This is a genomic window from Actinosynnema sp. NPDC059335 (genome assembly GCF_042752395.1).
In the GTDB taxonomy this organism is placed as follows: domain Bacteria; phylum Actinomycetota; class Actinomycetes; order Mycobacteriales; family Pseudonocardiaceae; genus Actinosynnema.
Window position 1 is genome coordinate 6,990 of record NZ_JBHYXZ010000004.1, and the last position, 16,455, is coordinate 23,444.

At 73.3% G+C, this 16,455-nt stretch carries 18 protein-coding genes; 12 read left to right on the top strand and 6 right to left on the bottom strand.

Going from position 1 to position 16,455, the window contains the following annotated elements; genetic code table 11:
* Positions 1–122 precede the first annotated feature (122 nt).
* Positions 123–323 (top strand): hypothetical protein, encoded by a 201-nt coding sequence (locus ACFXGA_RS01880; protein WP_378083403.1) that lies wholly within the window; start codon positions 123–125, stop codon positions 321–323.
* Here ACFXGA_RS01880 and ACFXGA_RS01885 read toward each other — a convergent pair.
* From ACFXGA_RS01885 to sodN, 3 genes are all read right to left on the bottom strand, one after another.
* Entirely contained in the window at positions 298–783 is a 486-nt protein-coding gene (locus tag ACFXGA_RS01885) for a GNAT family N-acetyltransferase (RefSeq protein ID WP_378083404.1), read from the bottom strand. The genes ACFXGA_RS01880 and ACFXGA_RS01885 overlap by 26 nt on opposite strands.
* The gene (locus tag ACFXGA_RS01890) at positions 776–1,381 is read right to left on the bottom strand and encodes a histidine phosphatase family protein (RefSeq protein WP_378083406.1); all 606 of its coding nucleotides are present in this window, start codon (positions 1,379–1,381) and stop codon (positions 776–778) included. The genes ACFXGA_RS01885 and ACFXGA_RS01890 overlap by 8 nt, the downstream gene beginning before the upstream one ends.
* Before the next feature lie 154 nt (positions 1,382–1,535).
* Positions 1,536–1,955, bottom strand: a complete 420-nt coding sequence (gene sodN, locus ACFXGA_RS01895) for a superoxide dismutase, Ni (RefSeq protein ID WP_378083408.1) — start codon at positions 1,953–1,955, stop codon at positions 1,536–1,538.
* A 78-nt stretch (positions 1,956–2,033) separates the two neighbouring features.
* Between sodN and ACFXGA_RS01900 the strand changes: the two genes are divergently transcribed.
* Positions 2,034–2,369: a S24/S26 family peptidase gene (locus ACFXGA_RS01900; RefSeq protein WP_378083410.1), complete on the top strand. Its 336-nt coding sequence runs from the start codon at positions 2,034–2,036 to the stop codon at positions 2,367–2,369.
* A 33-nt stretch (positions 2,370–2,402) separates the two neighbouring features.
* Here the strand turns inward: ACFXGA_RS01900 and ACFXGA_RS01905 are convergent, their stop codons facing one another.
* On the bottom strand, positions 2,403–2,996 hold the full coding sequence (locus ACFXGA_RS01905; protein ID WP_378083411.1) for a dTDP-4-dehydrorhamnose 3,5-epimerase family protein: 594 nt from the start codon (positions 2,994–2,996) through the stop codon (positions 2,403–2,405).
* Positions 2,997–3,282: 286 nt separating this feature from the next.
* Between ACFXGA_RS01905 and ACFXGA_RS01910 the strand changes: the two genes are divergently transcribed.
* From ACFXGA_RS01910 to ACFXGA_RS01925, 4 genes are all read left to right on the top strand, one after another.
* Positions 3,283–4,470 (top strand): NADP-dependent malic enzyme, encoded by a 1,188-nt coding sequence (locus ACFXGA_RS01910; RefSeq protein ID WP_378083413.1) that lies wholly within the window; start codon positions 3,283–3,285, stop codon positions 4,468–4,470.
* 222 nt (positions 4,471–4,692) lie between these two features.
* Positions 4,693–7,887 (top strand): EAL domain-containing protein, encoded by a 3,195-nt coding sequence (locus tag ACFXGA_RS01915; RefSeq protein ID WP_378083415.1) that lies wholly within the window; start codon positions 4,693–4,695, stop codon positions 7,885–7,887.
* 49 nt (positions 7,888–7,936) lie between these two features.
* Positions 7,937–8,530, top strand: a complete 594-nt coding sequence (locus ACFXGA_RS01920) for a YbaB/EbfC family nucleoid-associated protein (protein WP_378083417.1) — start codon at positions 7,937–7,939, stop codon at positions 8,528–8,530.
* On the top strand, positions 8,527–9,117 hold the full coding sequence (locus ACFXGA_RS01925) for a hypothetical protein (protein ID WP_378083418.1): 591 nt from the start codon (positions 8,527–8,529) through the stop codon (positions 9,115–9,117). The genes ACFXGA_RS01920 and ACFXGA_RS01925 overlap by 4 nt, the downstream gene beginning before the upstream one ends.
* 9 nt (positions 9,118–9,126) lie before the next feature.
* Here ACFXGA_RS01925 and ACFXGA_RS01930 read toward each other — a convergent pair whose 3' ends face one another.
* Entirely contained in the window at positions 9,127–9,900 is a 774-nt protein-coding gene (locus ACFXGA_RS01930) for a hypothetical protein (protein WP_378083421.1), read from the bottom strand.
* Between the two features lie 84 nt (positions 9,901–9,984).
* Positions 9,985–11,541 carry a bis-aminopropyl spermidine synthase family protein gene (locus tag ACFXGA_RS01935; RefSeq protein WP_378083422.1) on the bottom strand — a complete coding sequence of 519 codons (1,557 nt, stop codon included), beginning with the start codon at positions 11,539–11,541 and terminating at the stop codon, positions 9,985–9,987.
* A 103-nt stretch (positions 11,542–11,644) separates the two neighbouring features.
* On the opposite strand from ACFXGA_RS01935, the gene ACFXGA_RS01940 reads away from it, so the two are divergent.
* The 6 genes from ACFXGA_RS01940 to ACFXGA_RS01965 all read left to right on the top strand — a co-directional run bounded on the left by ACFXGA_RS01940 (position 11,645) and on the right by ACFXGA_RS01965 (position 16,319).
* The gene (locus ACFXGA_RS01940) at positions 11,645–12,694 is read left to right on the top strand and encodes an ABC transporter ATP-binding protein (protein WP_378083425.1); all 1,050 of its coding nucleotides are present in this window, start codon (positions 11,645–11,647) and stop codon (positions 12,692–12,694) included.
* Entirely contained in the window at positions 12,687–13,346 is a 660-nt protein-coding gene (locus ACFXGA_RS01945) for an ABC transporter permease (protein ID WP_378083428.1), read from the top strand. The genes ACFXGA_RS01940 and ACFXGA_RS01945 overlap by 8 nt, the downstream gene beginning before the upstream one ends.
* Positions 13,346–14,107: an ABC transporter permease gene (locus tag ACFXGA_RS01950; RefSeq protein WP_378083595.1), complete on the top strand. Its 762-nt coding sequence runs from the start codon at positions 13,346–13,348 to the stop codon at positions 14,105–14,107. Before ACFXGA_RS01945 ends, ACFXGA_RS01950 begins: the two co-directional genes overlap by 1 nt.
* Positions 14,104–14,988 (top strand): ABC transporter substrate-binding protein, encoded by an 885-nt coding sequence (locus tag ACFXGA_RS01955; RefSeq protein WP_378083430.1) that lies wholly within the window; start codon positions 14,104–14,106, stop codon positions 14,986–14,988. The genes ACFXGA_RS01950 and ACFXGA_RS01955 overlap by 4 nt, the downstream gene beginning before the upstream one ends.
* A gap of 118 nt (positions 14,989–15,106) precedes the next feature.
* Positions 15,107–16,144 (top strand): type IV toxin-antitoxin system AbiEi family antitoxin, encoded by a 1,038-nt coding sequence (locus ACFXGA_RS01960; protein WP_378083431.1) that lies wholly within the window; start codon positions 15,107–15,109, stop codon positions 16,142–16,144.
* Positions 16,110–16,319, top strand: a complete 210-nt coding sequence (locus ACFXGA_RS01965; protein ID WP_378083433.1) for a hypothetical protein — start codon at positions 16,110–16,112, stop codon at positions 16,317–16,319. The genes ACFXGA_RS01960 and ACFXGA_RS01965 overlap by 35 nt, the downstream gene beginning before the upstream one ends.
* Positions 16,320–16,455 lie beyond the last annotated feature (136 nt).

Consider the following 16,455-nt stretch of genomic DNA (forward strand, 5'->3'; position numbering starts at 1 on the left):
CGGGGGCGCGGGGGGGGGGGGGGTGGGTGGTGTGGGGGGGGGGGGGGGGGGGGGGGGGGGGGGGGGGGGGGGGCCGGGGGGGGGGGCCCCCCCCCCGGCACTGGCGCAGCCTGCTGTGGCAGTTGGCGCTGCTGACGGCGGCGTTCCTGGTCTTCGACGTCGGCGCGGAGGGCGTGGGCGGCCTGCTGCCCGAGTCGGCGCGGCAGACCTACCTCGCCGTGCTGCTGTTCCTGAAGAACCCGACCGTGATCGCGTTCACGCTCGTGTGGTGGGTCGGGGTGGTCCGGCAGGTCGCCGTCAGCCGTCCTGCCCCAGTCGGGTGAGGGCGTCGTCGGTGAGGCGGAAGACGGTCCACTCGTCCATGGGGATCGCGCCGAGCGATCTGTAGAAGCCGATCGCGGGCGCGTTCCAGTCGAGCACCCACCACTCCAGCCGCGCGTAACCGCGGTCCACGCACTCCTGCGCCAAGGCCTGCAGGAGCGCGCGGCCCAGGCCGCTGCCGCGGTGCGCCGGCTGGACGTAGAGGTCTTCGAGGTAGATGCCGTGCGTGCCGCGCCAGGTGGAGAAGTTGAGGAACCACAGGGCCGCGCCGACGACCCGACCGTCCACTTCGGCCACGTGGCCGAACAGGGCGGGGGAGGGGCGGAACAGCGCGTCGTGCAGCTGGGCCGCGGTCAGGTGGCACTCGTGCCGGGCGCGCTCGTACTCGGCCAGCTCCTCGACCAGGCCGACGACGGCGGGCACGTCCTCCTCGCGGACGCGCCGGACGCGGGGGTCAGTCAACGTCCACCTCCCAGGCCGGGACGTTCAACCGGCGCACCTGAGGGTCGCCGCGCTCGTCGCCGAGCACCGTCGTGCCCGCCGGGTCCAGTCCGAAGTGGACACCCTGGCTCGGCGGCAGGCCCAGCCAGGCGGCGATCAGCACGCGGCTGAAGTGCCCGTGCCCGACGAGCACCACGTCACCGCCGGACAACGCCCGCCGGGCCCGGTCCAGCACGGTCGCCGCGCGGGCGCGCACCTGCTCGGGCGTCTCGCCGCCGGGCACGGCGTGGGTCCAGACGGTCCAGCCGGGGACCGTCTCCCGGATCTGCGGCGTGGTGAGACCTTCGTAGTCGCCGTAGTCCCACTCCGCCAGGTCCTCGGTGCGCTCGACGTCGTGCAGTCCGGCCAGCTCGGCGGTGCGCCACGCCCGCTGCCGGGGGCTGGACAGCACCAGGGCGGGCGGCACGTCGGTGGCCCGCAGCCGGGCCAGCACAGCTCCTGCGCGGCGCGCCTGCTGCACGCCTGCGTCGGTCAGCGGCACGTCGGTCGACCCGGTGTGCCGTCCGCTCTCGGACCACTCGGTCCGCCCGTGGCGGAGCAGGTAGACGTGTGAGGTCACGGCCGCAGCTTACGGACGCCGCCGGGCGGTCGCCCCCCTCACCCGGGTGCGGGCCCGGAACGGGGCGGCGGCCGGCCCGCGCGGGGGCGGGGTGGGGGGGCGCGCCCCCCCCGGGCGAGGTGTTCGCCGGCCGGCGCCGTCGCGGAGCAGGTGATCAGGCCGCGGCCTTGGTCTCCCAGAAGATCTTGTCGATCTGGGCGATCAGGTCCAGCAGCTCCTGGCCCTTGGCCGGGTCCATGGAGCCCTTCGCGCCGGATGCGCCCGCCGCCTTGGTGGCCCGGTTGAACAGGTCGTGCAGCTCCGGGTACTTCTCGAAGTGCGGCGGCTTGAAGTAGTCGGTCCACAGCACCCACAGGTGGTGCTTGACGAGTTCCGACCGCTGCTCCTTGATCAGGATGGCGCGGGCGCGGAACTCGGGGTCCTCGTTCGCCTGGTACTTCTCCTGAATCGCCTTGACCGACTCGGCCTCGATCCGGGCCTGGGCCGGGTCGTAAACACCGCACGGGAGGTCGCAGTGCGCGGTGGCCTCCGGGAGCGGGCGGCGGAGTGAACGGATGCGCGACAGAAGTCGCATCTTTCCTCCCTGACAGTGGATGCTCCGACGTGACGAACCCTACTCCGGGAGATCGGCGCGAGCAGTCGGAGGTGATCGTTGGCACGGTCGGAGGACAACCCGTTGCCGCTGGTTCGGGTGGTCGGACCCTCGATGTTCCCGACCCTCAGGACGGGTGACGTGGTGCTGGTCCGCTACGGGAAGCCGCCGGCGCCGGACGACCTCGTGCTGGTCAGGTGGGCCGCCCGGCCGGGGCAGCTGTCGGTGAAGCGGGCCGTGCGGCCCGACGGCGGGGGTTGGCACGTGGAGGGCGACAACCCGTTCGCCTCCACGGACTCGCGCACGCTCGGGGCCGCCGAGGTGGTCGGGGTGGTCCGGCTCCGGCTCTGGCCGCGGCCGAGGGTGTTGCGCCGCCGTCCCGCGCCGAAGGGCTGAACGGCGGTCACCCGGTGGCCGCCGTGGCCCGTCTCAGGCGCGCAGCTTGGCGTACCAGGCCACGCACTCGTCGTAGGACGGCAGCAGGCCCTGCTCCCGCGCCTGCTCGAACGACGGCGCGGCGGCGTCCTTGGGCGACAGCAGCGGCGTCACGTCGGTCGGCCAGGGGAGGTCCATCGACAGCGGGTGGACGCCGTGCTCGGCCTTCGGGTTGAAGCCCTCCGAGCACAGGTACGACGCGACCGTGCCGTCCTCCAGCGCCATCAGCGCGTGCCCCATCCCCTCGGGCAGGTACAGGGAGTTGAACACCCCCGCCGACAGCTCCACCGCCTCCCACTCCCCGAACGTGGGCGAGCCGACGCGCAGGTCGACCACCACGTCCAGCAGCCGCCCGCGCGGGCAGTGCACGTACTTGGCCTGCCCGGGCGGCGTGTCGGCGAAGTGGATGCCGCGCACGACCCCGCGCTTGGACTCGCTGTGGTTCGTCTGGGCGACCCGGAGCGGGTGTCCGACCGCTTCGGTGAACGCCGCTTCCTGATATGGCGCGACGAACAAACCGCGGTCATCGGGGAACACCGAAGGGGTGAACTCGAATGCGCCGGAAATTTTCAACTCGCGTACCCGCATGCCGCACACCCTAGGGCGTGCCGGCTCTTGACCGATCCTGCCTGCGGAAACTGACCGGTCGGTTCAGAAAACCGGACGTACGTTCTGTGGCACTGCCTCTGACCTGCGGAAAAACTGTGATCCCCGCCGCAGACAGCGGCCGGCGACACTGCCATGCTTGCCCGCACACCGCCCCCAGGAGCCGTCCGCCACACCGCGCGGACGGCGCTCAGACAGGCCCCGTCGACCGCGTGACAACGCCGGTCCCGGTGCGCCGCAGGTATCGCGCACCGCAGGAGGTACTCCCGTGACCGCAGTCAACGACCAGCCGCCCACGACCACCGAATTGAGCGACGAGGAAATCTTCCTCGCGCACGAAGGCGGGAAGCTGGCCGTGGGCGCGACGGCGTCGCTCGCCGACCCGCGCGCCCTCTCCATCGCCTACACCCCGGGCGTGGCCCGGGTCAGCCGCGCCATCGCGCAGGACCCGAGCCTGGCCGCCCGGTACACCTGGGCGCACCGCCTGGTCGCCGTGGTGAGCGACGGCACGGCCGTGCTCGGCCTGGGCGACATCGGCGCGAGCGCGTCCCTCCCGGTCATGGAGGGCAAGGCGGCGCTGTTCAAGACCTTCGGCGGCCTCGACTCGATCCCGCTCGTGCTCGACACCACGGACGTGGACGAGATCGTGGAGACGCTGGTCCGGCTGCGCCCGTCGTTCGGCGCGGTCAACCTGGAGGACGTCGCCGCGCCGCGCTGCTTCGAGCTGGAGGCCCGGCTCATCGAGGCCCTGGACGTGCCGGTCATGCACGACGACCAGCACGGCACGGCGGTCGTGGTGCTGGCCGCGCTGCGCGGCGCGAACGCCGTGCTGGGCAAGGTCGCGGCGGACCAGCGCGTGGTCATCTCCGGCGCGGGCGCGGCGGGCGTGGCCTGCGCGAAGATCCTGCTGGCCGCCGGCGTCGGCGAGGTCACGGTGGTCGACTCGCGCGGCATCGTGCACGCCGGCCGGGACGGGCTCAACCCGGTCAAGGCCGAGCTGGCCGAGGTCACCAACGCGAGCGGCCTGCGCGGCGGCATCGCGGAGGCGCTGCGGGGCGCGGACGTGTTCGTCGGCGTCTCCTCCTCCCAGGTCCCGGAGGAGCTGATCGCGAGCATGGCCCCCGACTCGATCGTGTTCGCTTTGTCGAACCCCGACCCGGAGGTTCACCCGGACGTGGCCGGCCGGCACGCGGCCGTGGTCGCCACCGGGCGCAGCGACTTCCCGAACCAGATCAACAACGTGCTCGCGTTCCCCGGCATCTTCCGCGGCGCGCTGGACGCCGGCGCGAAGAAGATCACCGAGGGCATGAAGCTCGCCGCCGCGGAGGCCATCGCCGCGGTGGCCGCGGACGACCTGGCGGTGGACCGGATCGTGCCGAGCGCCCTCGACCCGCGGGTCGGACCGGAAGTCGCCGCCGCCGTGGCCTTGGCAGCCCGGCAGGACGGAGTAGCCTGACTGGCGTCGGAGTTGGGAGAGCTCCGGCCTCATCCGTCCGTACCCGTCGGCAGGCAACGAAACCGCTAACGTGTTGTTTCGTTAGCCCGTTGAGGGGTGGGCGATGACGCTCCGAAGCGCTACCGTCCCTCTCCTCGGGTGAATATTGCCCGTGGAGAGGGACGCCGTCTTTGGGTGCGGCCGGGCCGGTCATCCCTGCCGTAGACACGGGAAGGTGGGACCGTGCCCAAGCGGGTGGGACGCGCTCCGGTGGTGCTCGATCCGGCGCGTCCGCAGAACGGCGAAGTGGCGCTGGACGGCATCGAACTGCCCGACGCGCCCACGCTGCTGTGCGACCCCAAGGGCGTGGTCATGCGCGCCAGCGCCGCCGCGGTGGCGCTGACCAAGGCCCGCTCGGCGGACGACCTGGTCGGCCGACCCCTGGGCGAACTGCTGCTCGGCGGCCCCGACGACCTGCGCCTGCACCAGGCCGACGGCGCGCTCGTGCCGGTCCGCGCGGTGCGCACCCCGGTGCCCGGCACCGGCCTGCAGGCGGTGCTGCTGGTCGACGTCTCCGACCTCGCGCGGGCCGCCGAGGACCTGCGCGACGAGCAGCGAAGACTGCGCGCCGTGCAGCGGGTGGCCCGGATCGGCTCGTGGGAGTACGACCCGGACACCGGCGTCACGGTCTGGTCCGAGTCGCACTACGAGATGCTGGGCATGAAGCCCGGCGAGGTGGTGCCCGGCGCGCAGGCCGTGCTGGACGTGGTGCACCCCGACGACTACGAGATGGTCGCGAGCTACTGGGCCAACCGCGCGCTGGACGGCAACCCCATCGACATCGTCTACCGGATCGTGCTGCCGGGCGGCGAGCTGCGCTGGATCCGCGGCGTGGCCGAGGCGAAGCTGCGGTCGGACGGCCGCACCCAGTTCATCACCGGCTACATCCGCGACATCACCGACCAGTGGCGGTCCGACCGCGCCCTGGAGACCGAACGCGCGCGGCTGCTGGAGGCGCAGCGCATCGCCCGCATGGGCAGTTGGAGCTACGAGGTCGCGACCGGCGCGGCGCACCGCAGCGAGGTGCTCCTGGAGATGTACGCCGAGCTGGGCATCGTCCCGGACGACGACCTGCTGTGCGGCGTGCACCCGGAGGACCGCGGCGTGCTGCGCGACCTGCGCCGCAAGCTGCTGAGCCCGGAGGACGGCGGCCCGGCGGCCGAGGGCCGGACGCTGGAGGCCGAGGTGCGCAGCGAGGTCGGCGACCGCGTCTACGTGTGCCGGGCGCGGGCCGAGCTGGAGGGCGGGCGGATCAGCCGGCTGCACGGCACCATCCAGGACGTCACCGAGGCCCGCGCGCTGGAGCGCCAGGCCAGCGACGACCGCCGCCGGCTCGCCGACGCGCAGAAGGCCGCGCAGCTCGGCGTCTGGGAGTGGAACCTGCAGACCGGCGAGGTGCTGTGGTCGGACATGCTGGCCGACCTGTTCGGCGTGCCGCGCGACGAGCACACCCGCTACCAGACCTACCTCGACCTGGTGCACCCCGACGACCGCGGCTGGGTGGACGACCTGTGGCAGCAGCTCGCCACCGAGGAGGTGCCGATCCAGCTGGAGCACCGGATCGTGCGCCGCGACGGCAAGCAGCGCGTGTTCCGCTGCTACGGCGTGGTGGTCAAGGGCCCGAACGGCCTGCCGCTCGCGGTGGGCACCGCGCAGGACATCACCGAGCAGCGCGCCACCGAGACCAGGATGAAGCGGTCCAGCCAGCGCTTCGCCGACCTGGTGTCGCTGACGCCGGTCGGCATCGGCCTGTTCGACGAGGGCGAGCGGCTGGTGGACGCCAACGACGCGCTGTGCGACCTGCTGGGCATGGACCTGGAGCAGTTGCGCGGCATGACCGCGAGCCGGCTCACGCACCCCGACGACGACAGCCGGCTGCCGTCCATCGACGAGATGTCCGCGCCGGACGCCGAGCGCACCCACAAGATCCCGCAGCGCATCCTGGTCCGCCGCGACGGCGTGCAGGTGTACTGCGAGCTGCACATCGCGTTGTCCGTGCAGGACGACGGCCGCCGGTTCTGGCTGATCGTGTTCCAGGACATCACCGAGCGCCGCCGCACGGCCGAGGCGCTGCGCCACCAGGCCACGCACGACGAGCTGACCGGCCTGCCGAACCGGGCGCTGGTCAAGGAGATGCTGGGCCGGTTGCTGGACTCGCCGAACCGGTCCAAGGTCGCGGTGCTGTTCTGCGACATCGACAACTTCAAGCGGGTCAACGACTCGCTCGGCCACGACGCGGGCGACGAGCTGCTGGTGGCGCTGGCGCGGCGGCTGGAGGGCGGCCTGCCCGAGGGCTGCACGGCGGCCCGGCTGTCCGGCGACGAGTACGTGATCATCTGCGAGAACCTGGACCGGGTCGGCGGCGTGGACGCGCTGGCCACGAAGGTCGCCGGGCTGCTGCGCACGGCGGTGCCGGTGCACGGGCAGCTCGTCCGGGTGTCCGCGTCGATCGGCGCGGCCGTGCCGAACGGGTCCCGCGCGACCGGCAACGACCTGCTGCGCTTCGCCGACGCGGCGATGTTCGAGGCCAAGCGCTCGGGCGCGGGCCGGGTGTCGCTCGCCAGCGCGGCGCTGATCGCGTCGGCCGACCGCCAGGTGCACCTGGAGGGCCAGCTCCGGGAGGCGTTGCAGCACGACGGGTTGGCGCTGCACTTCCAGCCGGTGGTCGGGGTGGACGGCGTGGTGCAGACCGCGGAGGCGCTGGTGCGGTGGCCGCACCCGGACCGCGGGCTGCTGCCGCCGGACATCTTCCTGCCCGTGGCCGAGCAGGGCGACCTGATGCGCGAGCTGGACCGGTGGGTGCTGCGGACCGCGTTGAAGGAGGCCGCGAGCTGGCCCGAGCCGGGCGGCAGGCCGGTGTCGGTGGCGGTGAACCTGGCCGGCCTGGTGCCCGGCGACCCGGAGTTCGCCGACATCGTGGCCAACGCGATCGCGGAGGCGGGCATCCCGTGGGACCGCGTGGTGCTGGAGCTGGTGGAGACGGCGCTGGTCGACCTGCCGTCGCGGGTGCGGCAAACCATGGACGAGCTGGTGGACCGCGGCATCCGGTTCGCCGTGGACGACTTCGGCACCGGCTACTCGTCGCTGGCCCGGCTGAAGGACCTGCCCGCGCAGATCATCAAGGTGGACCGCCGGTTCGTGTCCGGGCTGGGCAAGGACCCGTCCGACTTCGCCGTCGCCAAGGCGGTGGTCGACATGGCCCGCGCGATGGACCGCCGGTGCGTGGCCGAGGGCGTGGAGACGGCGACGCAGTTCCAGGTGCTGCGCGGCATCGGCGTGGACACCTACCAGGGCTGGCTGTTCTCGCGCCCCGTGCCGCCCAAGGAGTTCCGCGCGGTGCTGGCACTTGGTCCGTTGCACATCCCCCGCGCCGGGTGATCGGCGATACTGCCGTCCCGATGGACGTCACAACCTGGGGGACTGCCCGGTGAACCCGGAACGGATGATCGCCGACCTCGAAGCCAGGGCACGGGAGCTGACCGAGCGCTCGCGCGAGCTGCGGGACCGGCTGCGCGACGCGCAGGCCACGCAGCGGTCGCCGGACGGCGCGGTGACCGCGACCGTCGCGCCGAACGGGTCGTTGCGGCACATCGAGTTCTCGTCGGACGCGGCGCGGTTCGCGCCGGCGCGGCTGGGCGAGGTGGTGCTGGACACGGTGCGGCGGGCGCAGGCGCGGGCCGCGCGGCAGGCGGCGGAGGCCGTCGGACCGCGGTTCGGCGGCACGGCCGCGATGGACTTCCTGACCGGCCCCGTCCCGCCCGGCCCGGCCGGTGTGGCAGCGGATGTGGCCGACGCGGCGGGCGGGCCGGCGGCGGACGTGGCGGGCGCGGCAGCGAGCGTTCCGGCAGTGGGCGTGGCAGCGGATGTGCCGGATATGGCGGATGCGGCAGCGGGGGTGCCCGCTGTGGCGGACGCGGCTGGCGTGCCCGCTGTGGCGGACGCGGCGGCGGACGTGGCCGGGTTGCCCTTGCCGCGCAGCCTGCGGGAGCCGGACGACGAGCCGGGGACGGCGCGTTGGTGACAGGTTCTCCGGTGCTGGAGTCGGTGCGCGTGGTGCCGAGGCCGGACGCCGACCCGTTGCGGCCGCTGGAGGTGGCCGGGCTCGGGTGGCTGGTCGAGCACGTCGCGCCCTTGCGCGAGCCGGTGGCCTGGCTCGCGGGTCAGGGCGACCGGTTCGCGGAGGCCGTCGCCACCTGGCGGCAGGTCGCCACCACGCTCGACGGCATCGCGCGGCGGCGGCCGGGCGGGCGGCTCACCGCGGAGATCGCGGCGACGGGCCGGGTGTGCCGCGCGGTGGCGGCGCACCTCGCCGAGGTGGCCGCGATCACCGCCGCGATCCGCGCCGTGCTGCTGGAAGTGGTCGCGCTGTTCGTCGAGGAGGTCCTGGCCAACGCGGCCGTGGCGCTCGCCGCGTCGGACCTCACGGGCGGCGGCTCGCGGTCGGACTTCGCGGCGTGGGCGGTGGGGCGCGGCGCGGTCGTGCTGGACCGGGTCACGCGGCGGTTGGCCGAGCTGGCGCCGGTCGTGGTGCGCGTCCTGCGGGTGCTGAAGGCGTTGTTCGGCCGGGCGCGCGACGTGGTGCAGACCATCACCCGCTGCGGTGGGTGAACCGCCCGGTCAGCCCCACTGGCCCTGGCCGGGCGTCGGGTACGGACCGGAGGTCGGGTGCGGAGGCGTCGGGTGCGGGCCGGGTGCTCGAGGGGGTGGGCTGGGCTTCGCGCCGCGCACCGCCCGGCCGACCGGGGGCAGCACGGCGACCAGACCCGGCACCAGCCACAGCACGAGCGCGATCGCCGGGACGATCCCGAACGTCGGCGGCAGCACCCCCGTCGCCAGGTTGCCGAGCACCAGCCCGAAGTGGACCGCGGCCACCAGCGAGATCGCGGCCAGGCCCCAGCGCACGCCGGGCACCCGGCACACCAGCAGCACCGCGAGGAGCAGCGCCAGGCCCGGCAGCGCGAACGACACCGCCGCCGCGACCGCGACGCTGCGGTAACTGCCGGGGAACGGCGGCATGACGATCGCGCCCCACAGGCCCGTCGCGAACCCGGAGCGGCTCGCCAGGCCGATCGAGCCGACCAGGGCGAGGAGGATGCCGGGCAGGTAGAGCAGCCCGGCGACCACGGGCATCGCCTTGCCCGGCGGCTTCGGCGGACCGGCCTGGTACGGCGCACCGGGGTACGGCCGACCCGGATGGGGTTGGCCGGGGTACGGAGGTTGGCCGGGGTACGGGACCTCGCCGGGGTGCTGGGGTTGGCCTGCGTAGGGGAGCTGACCCGGGTGGGGCGGCTGACCGGGGAACCGGCCGCCGTGGGGAGGCTGACCCGGGTGCGGCGGCGGGCCGGGGTACTGCTGCGGGCCCGGCTGCCAACCGGGTCGGGGTTGAGTCATGCGCGCCTCCTGGGTCAGCCGAAAGCTACCGGTCGGCGGCCGGTCGGGAGGCGTGCTTCGCGGAATTCGCGGGGCGACCCGGCGCTACGCCGACGCCGACGCCCGGATCAGCGGCAGCAGCGCGGCGATCCGGTGCCGGGGCAGGTCGATCAGCCTCAGCTCCAGGTCCTCGTGCTCGCCGATCCGCTCCCGCGCCTCCCGCTTGGTCAACGCGCCGCGCGTCGCCGTGACCAACGCCTCACGCCACACGTTGCCCAGCTTGCCGTGCGCCCGAATCAGCACCTCCCGCACGGCCAGCCCGCCGGCGTCCAGCGTGCCCGCCAACACCTGGTCGGCCACCACCACGCAGTGCTTGCCGTCCGGTGTGGACCGCAGGAACCGCAGCGCGAACCTGGTGTCCACCAACGACCTCAGCCCTTGCTGGCCCGCCGCCGACGCCACGTCCGGGTGGTTGTTGGGCACGAGCGCCGCCATCCGGCCGGGCGAGCAGGCCAGCAGCGTCCGCAGCAGCCACGGCCCGGGGTCGCCGGACAGGTCCACCGCCAGCGACGCCGCGCCCTTGCCGACCGGGTCGGCCCACCCCGGCCCGCGGGGCTTCGGCGGCGGCGAGGACTCCGGTCGCGGCGCGAGGTCGACCAGGGCCGCCAACGCCGTCGAACCCGGACCGGACGCCTCCACGGACTGCGGTCCGTGCGTGTAGATGGCCGTCCGGGCGGCGCCGGCGGGCGTGGCCGAGCGGCGGGACGTGGGCCGGCACACGTACAGGTCGGCCGCGCTGCCGATGGCCTGCGCGCCGTCGAACCGGTGGAACGCGGGCAGGATCGCCTCGAACACGAGCCCGAGCCGCTGCAACTCCTGCTGCACCTTCAACCCCAGCGCGGGCGTCCGGTCGCTGAACCCGTAGGCGAGCAGCACGCGACCCCGCGCGGTGTCGGCCAGGCACTCGATCGCGCGAGCCGCGAACAACGCCATGCCCTCCGGCGTGTACGGGGGGTCGCTGAACACCAGGTCCGCCGACTCCAGCACGGCGGGCGGCAGGCCGAACCGGAAGTCCGCGTGGACGGTGCGGACCGGCCACCCCCGGTCCGCCGCCCGCGTCGCGATGTGCTCCAGCAGCCGGTCGTCCACGTCGACCACCACGACCTCGACCTCGGGGTTCACCGCGCACACCGCGAGCGAGGTCAGGTCGTGGTCGCCCAGGCACAGCAGCCTGCGGCCGGCCAGGTCGTAGGTGGTGTCCAACCACAACGCGCGCTTCAACGCCGTCTCCGCCGTGGCCTGCACGTGGTCCAGCGCGGCCAGCGGCGGCGGCACGTCGGCGATGTCGGCGAGGATCGTACGCAACCGCGCGGTGTGCCGCGGGACCAGCGCGTCCACCGGGTCGACCAGGTCGTCGCCCGCGCCGAACGGCGCGTAGTCGGCGGCCTTGGCGGGCGCGAGCCGGTACCGGTCGCGGTCGGTCTCCAGGTCGTCGCCGACCGCCGTCAGCAGCTCCTGCACGGTGCGCCGCGGCACCGCGGGAAGCCGAACCAACTCGGCCAGCGTGTGCCAGTCGCGGGCCAGCAGGTCGAGCACGCGGCGCAGCTTGCGGGCGTGCGCGCCGCGGTCGGCGAGGAGTGCTCGCACCGTTTCGGTTGCCACAAGCGGTGCAGCGTACTGACCGGATGCTGAAACGCCGTGCCGCGGTCGGACCGACGGGCTAGGGTCGATCGACGCTTGATGCCCAACGGCAGGAGGACCACGGGTGATCGAGTTCCGCGACGTGACCAAGCGGTTCGACGACGGGACCACCGCGGTGCACGGCCTGGACCTCGTGGTCGAGGCGGGCACGATCACGGTCTTCGTCGGACCGTCCGGGTGCGGCAAGACCACGTCGCTGCGCATGGTGAACCGCATGATCGACCCCACGTCGGGGACCGTCCTGGTGGACGGTCGGGACGTGCTCGGGGTGGACCCGCCCACGCTGCGGCGCGGCATCGGCTACGTCATCCAGCAGGCCGGCCTGTTCCCGCACCGCAGCGTGCTGGACAACGTCGCCACCGTGCCGCTGCTCACCGGCTGGACGCGCCGCAGGGCCAGGCAGCGCGCGGCGGAGCTGCTGGAGCTGGTCGGCCTGCCCGCCGAACTGGGCCGCCGGTACCCGGCGCAGCTCTCCGGCGGTCAGCAGCAGCGCGTCGGCGTGGCGCGGGCGCTGGCCGCGGACCCGCCGGTGCTGCTGATGGACGAGCCGTTCAGCGCGGTGGACCCGGTGGTGCGCGAGGGGTTGCAGGACGAGCTGCTGCGGTTGCAGGCCGAACTGGACAAGACCATCGTGTTCGTCACGCACGACATCGACGAGGCGATCAAGATCGGTGAGAAGGTGGCGGTGATGCGGACCGGTGGCCACCTGGCGCAGTACGCGCCGCCCGCCGAGCTGCTGACCCGGCCCGCGGACGACTTCGTGGCGTCCTTCGTGGGCAAGGACCGGGGCTACCGCAGCCTGTCCTTTGTGGACCCGTCCGGGGTGGAGGTGGTGGACGTGCCGACCGTCGCGGAGGGCGCGGGCGCGACGTCCGCACCGGACTGGCGGCTCGTGCTGGACGACGAGCGCCGGCCCAAGGGCTGGGTCGCGCCGGACGGGACGGCCGTGCCGGGCGGTTCGCTGTACGAGGTGGGCGCCCCGATCCGGGGCGCGCTGGACGCCGCGCTGTCCTCGCCGTCCGGGCTGGGCGTGGCGGTGGACGATGGCGGCCGGCTGGCCGGCGTGGTCACCGCGCGGCAGGTCCTCGACGTGATCGAGAGCCGCCGTGGGTGACCTCCCGCACTACCTCGGCGACGCCGGCACCCGGGCGGCGCTGCTGGACCGGCTGCTCGACCACGTCTACCTGTCGCTGGTGCCGCTGGTCGTGTCCGTGGTGCTGGCGATCGTGCTCGGGCTGCTGTGCCACCGGTTCCGGGCGGTCAACGCGACGCTGATCGCGATGTCGAACGTGCTCTACACGATCCCGTCGCTGGCGTTGTTCGCGATCATCCCGGCCGTCATCGGCACGCAGGTGCTCGACCCGGTCAACATCATCACCGCGCTGACGCTCTACACGACCGCGCTGCTGGTCCGGCCGGTCGCCGAGGCGCTGGACGCGGTGCCCGCGCACATCACCGCCGCCGCCACCGCGATGGGCTTCCGGCCGCTGCGCCGGTTCCTGACCGTGGAGCTGCCGCTGGCGGTGCCGGTGCTCGCGGCGGGGGTGCGGGTCGGGTCGGTGAGCAACATCAGCCTGGTGAGCGTGGGCGCGTTGATCGGCACGGGCGGCCTGGGCACGTTGTTCACCGACGGGTTCCAGCAGCGCTACCTGGCGCCGATCATCGTCGGCATCGTGCTCACCCTGGCGCTGGCGCTCGTCGTGGACCTGCTGCTCGTGGTGCTGCGCAACCGGTTGACCCGCTGGGTGAAGGCGGGCACGCCGTGATTTTCGCCGACGCTCTCGCGTGGCTGCTGGACCCGGTCAACTGGTCCGGCGGCAAGTCGATCCCGGTGCGGGTCGGCGTGCACCTGCTGTACTGCCTGGGCGCGGTGCTCGGGGCGGCGCTGATCGCGGTGCCGCTGGGCCTGTACGTCGGGCACACCGGTCGCGGCGGGGTGCTGCTCGTCGGCGGCAGCAACGCGTTGCGCGCGCTGCCCACGCTCGGCCTGGTCACGTTCCTGTACCTGATCACGGGCGGCGGCGCGGTCGGGGTGCTGATCGCCCTGGTCGTGCTGGCCGTGCCGCCGATCCTGGCCGGCACCTACGCGGGCGTCCAGGACGTGGACCGCGGCGTGGTGGACGCGGCGCGGGGCATGGGCATGACCGGCGCGCAGCGGCTGTGGCAGGTGGAGGTGCCCAACGCGCTGCCGCTGCTCGTCGGCGGCCTGCGCAACGCCATGCTGCAGGTGGTCGCGACCGCCTCGGTGGCGGCCTACGTGGGCATCGAGACGCTGGGACGTCCGCTGCTGGACGGCCTGCGGGTGTTGGACTACGGGCAGTTCGTCGGCGGCGCGGTGCTGATCGCGCTGCTGGCGGTCGTGCTCGACGTGGTGCTCGCGGGCGTCGGCCGGCTGGTCGTGCCCGCGGGTGTGCGGCTGTCGGCCCGGGAACGCGGCGCGCGCGGCGGGAAGGCGCGGTCGCGCAGGACACAGCCGAGGCGTCCGGGAGAGCCGGCGCCCGTCGAATCTGGAGGAAGTACGGCATGAAGCGCTCGTTGGCCGCGGTCGTCGCGGTCGCCGCCCTGCTCGTTTCCGCGTGCGGGTCCAAAGAGGACCTGGGCGGGACCGGCCAGGACGCCGCGTCGGGTGAGGTCGTGGTCGGTTCGGCCGACTTCACCGAGAACAAGATCCTGGCCGAGATCTACGCCGGCGCGTTGAAGGCGACCGGGGCGACGGTGTCGGTGAAGCCCGGCATCGGGGCCCGGGAGCTGGTCGTGAAGGCGTTGCAGGACAAGTCGCTCGGCGTGGTGCCGGAGTACACGGGCAACCTGCTCAACTACTTCGACAAGACCAACACCACGACCGAGTCGGAGGAGGTCTACGCGGCGCTCAAGGCCAAGACGCCGCAGGGTTTGGAGGTGCTCCGGAAGTCGGACGCCGAGGACAAGGACGTCCTGGTGGTCACCAAGGCGACGGCGGACTCCGGCGTGAAGTCGATCGCCGACCTCGGGTCCGGCAAGTACGCGCTCGGCGCGGCGGGCGAGTGGGCCCAGCGCTGGGAGGCCAAGATCAAGGAGCTGTACGGGGTCACGTTCACCGAGATCAAGACGACCGACGCGGGCGGCCCGATCACGGTGGACGCGCTGAAGAACGGCACCGTGCAGGTGATCAACCTCTACACCACGTCGGCCGACCTCGAGGTGAACGACTTCGTCCAGCTCGAGGACCCGAAGACGATGTACCCGGCCCAGAACGTGGTGCCGCTGGTGCGGTCGGACGCGGTCGACGCCAAGGGCAAGGAGGCGCTGGACAAGGTGTCCGCGGCGCTGACCACGGAGAAGCTGGCCGAGCTGGTCAAGCGGGTGGACGTGGACAAGGAGACGATCGCCAACGTGGCGGCGGACTTCCTGAAGGGCGTCTCGCTGTAGTTCCCGGCTCGCCAACGGCCCGGTCGCCCCGGTGGGTGGCCGGGCCGCGGCGTGTGGTGGGTGGCGGGGCGGCGCGCGGCGGGTTGCGACGAGCCCGCGATGCGTTCAGTATTGGCCGATGTTCAGCGAAAGTGAACATGAAGAGGTTTTGAACGCACGCCTGGTCGAGCTGCGCGAGTGGCTGCGTCCGCTCGGTCTCGGGGTCGACAGGGGCGAACGGGCCGCCGACGAGTGGGTTGACCTGGTGGTCCACCTCAGCCGGCCCTCGGGCGCGGCTCGGACGTACGCCGTCCTGGTCAAGCGGGCGGTGCCGGCCGAACTCGCGACGGCGCTGCACCCGCACGCGTCGCTGCCCACCCTGGTCGTCGCCCGCTCGATCACCGGGCAAGCCGCGGACCTGCTGCGCGCGCGGGGCATCGACTACGTCGACGAGGCGGGCAACGCCCACATCAAGTGGGATGACGTGCTCATCGACGTCCGAGGGCGTCGCAAGACGAGCGCGCGGACCGGTGGTTCCCCACCACCCGGGAGCAAGGCGTTCGGCCGCGCGGGCCTGAAGGTCGGGTTCGTCCTGCTCACCTGGCCCACGGCGGCGGGGAAGCCGCTGCGCGGGCTCGCGCGCGCCAGTGGCGTCTCGCTCGGCACTGCGCAAGCAGTCGTCGACGACCTCGCCAAGGCCGGCTACCTGTACGAAGTGGCGGGCGAACGCAGGCTGGCGAGAGCGGGGGAGTTGCTCAACCGGTGGTCGGAGGCCTATTCGACAAGGCTCTCGCCGGCGCTGATCCTCGGCGACTTCGAGGCCGCGGACCTCTCGTGGTGGCGCGATGCGGAGGAGGAGTTGACGCGGGCGGACGTCCAGGTGGGAGGAGAAGCCGGCGCGAGCGTCCTCGACCCGCACCTCGTCCCGGCGACCCTCACCCTCTACGCCGCCGAACCGCCGCGCTCGCTCATCGGCAGGCACCGGCTGGCGCGCGCCGAACGAGGAGGCAACGTGCACGTACGACGACGCTTCTGGACGGCGGACCGGCAGTCGTGGATCGTGCCTTCCACGCTGATCTACGCTGATCTGCTCGCATCCGGCGACCCCCGCCAACGCGAGCACGCGGACAGGATGAGAAGCAGTGACGATCGACTTGCGGGCCTCGACCGACTATGAGGTCCTCAGGGCCGCCAAGGTGTTGGCCCGAATCGACGAAGCGGCGCACGAAGCGCGGGTCCACTACCTGGTCGTGGGTGCGACCGCCCGCTCGCTCATCTCCCTCGACCTGCTCGGCGGATCTCCCGACCGTCGCACCCGGGACATCGACATCGCGGCCGAGGTCGCCTCCTGAGACCGGCTCTACGGTGAGGATTACGCCGTGCTCGAGAAATCCGACTACGACCCCTCGGTAGCGGGAGCACGGCTGTTGGGGTCGCACATACCGCCTTTGCTCGGAGACGGTGGTACCGCAGAACTGCTCCGCATCC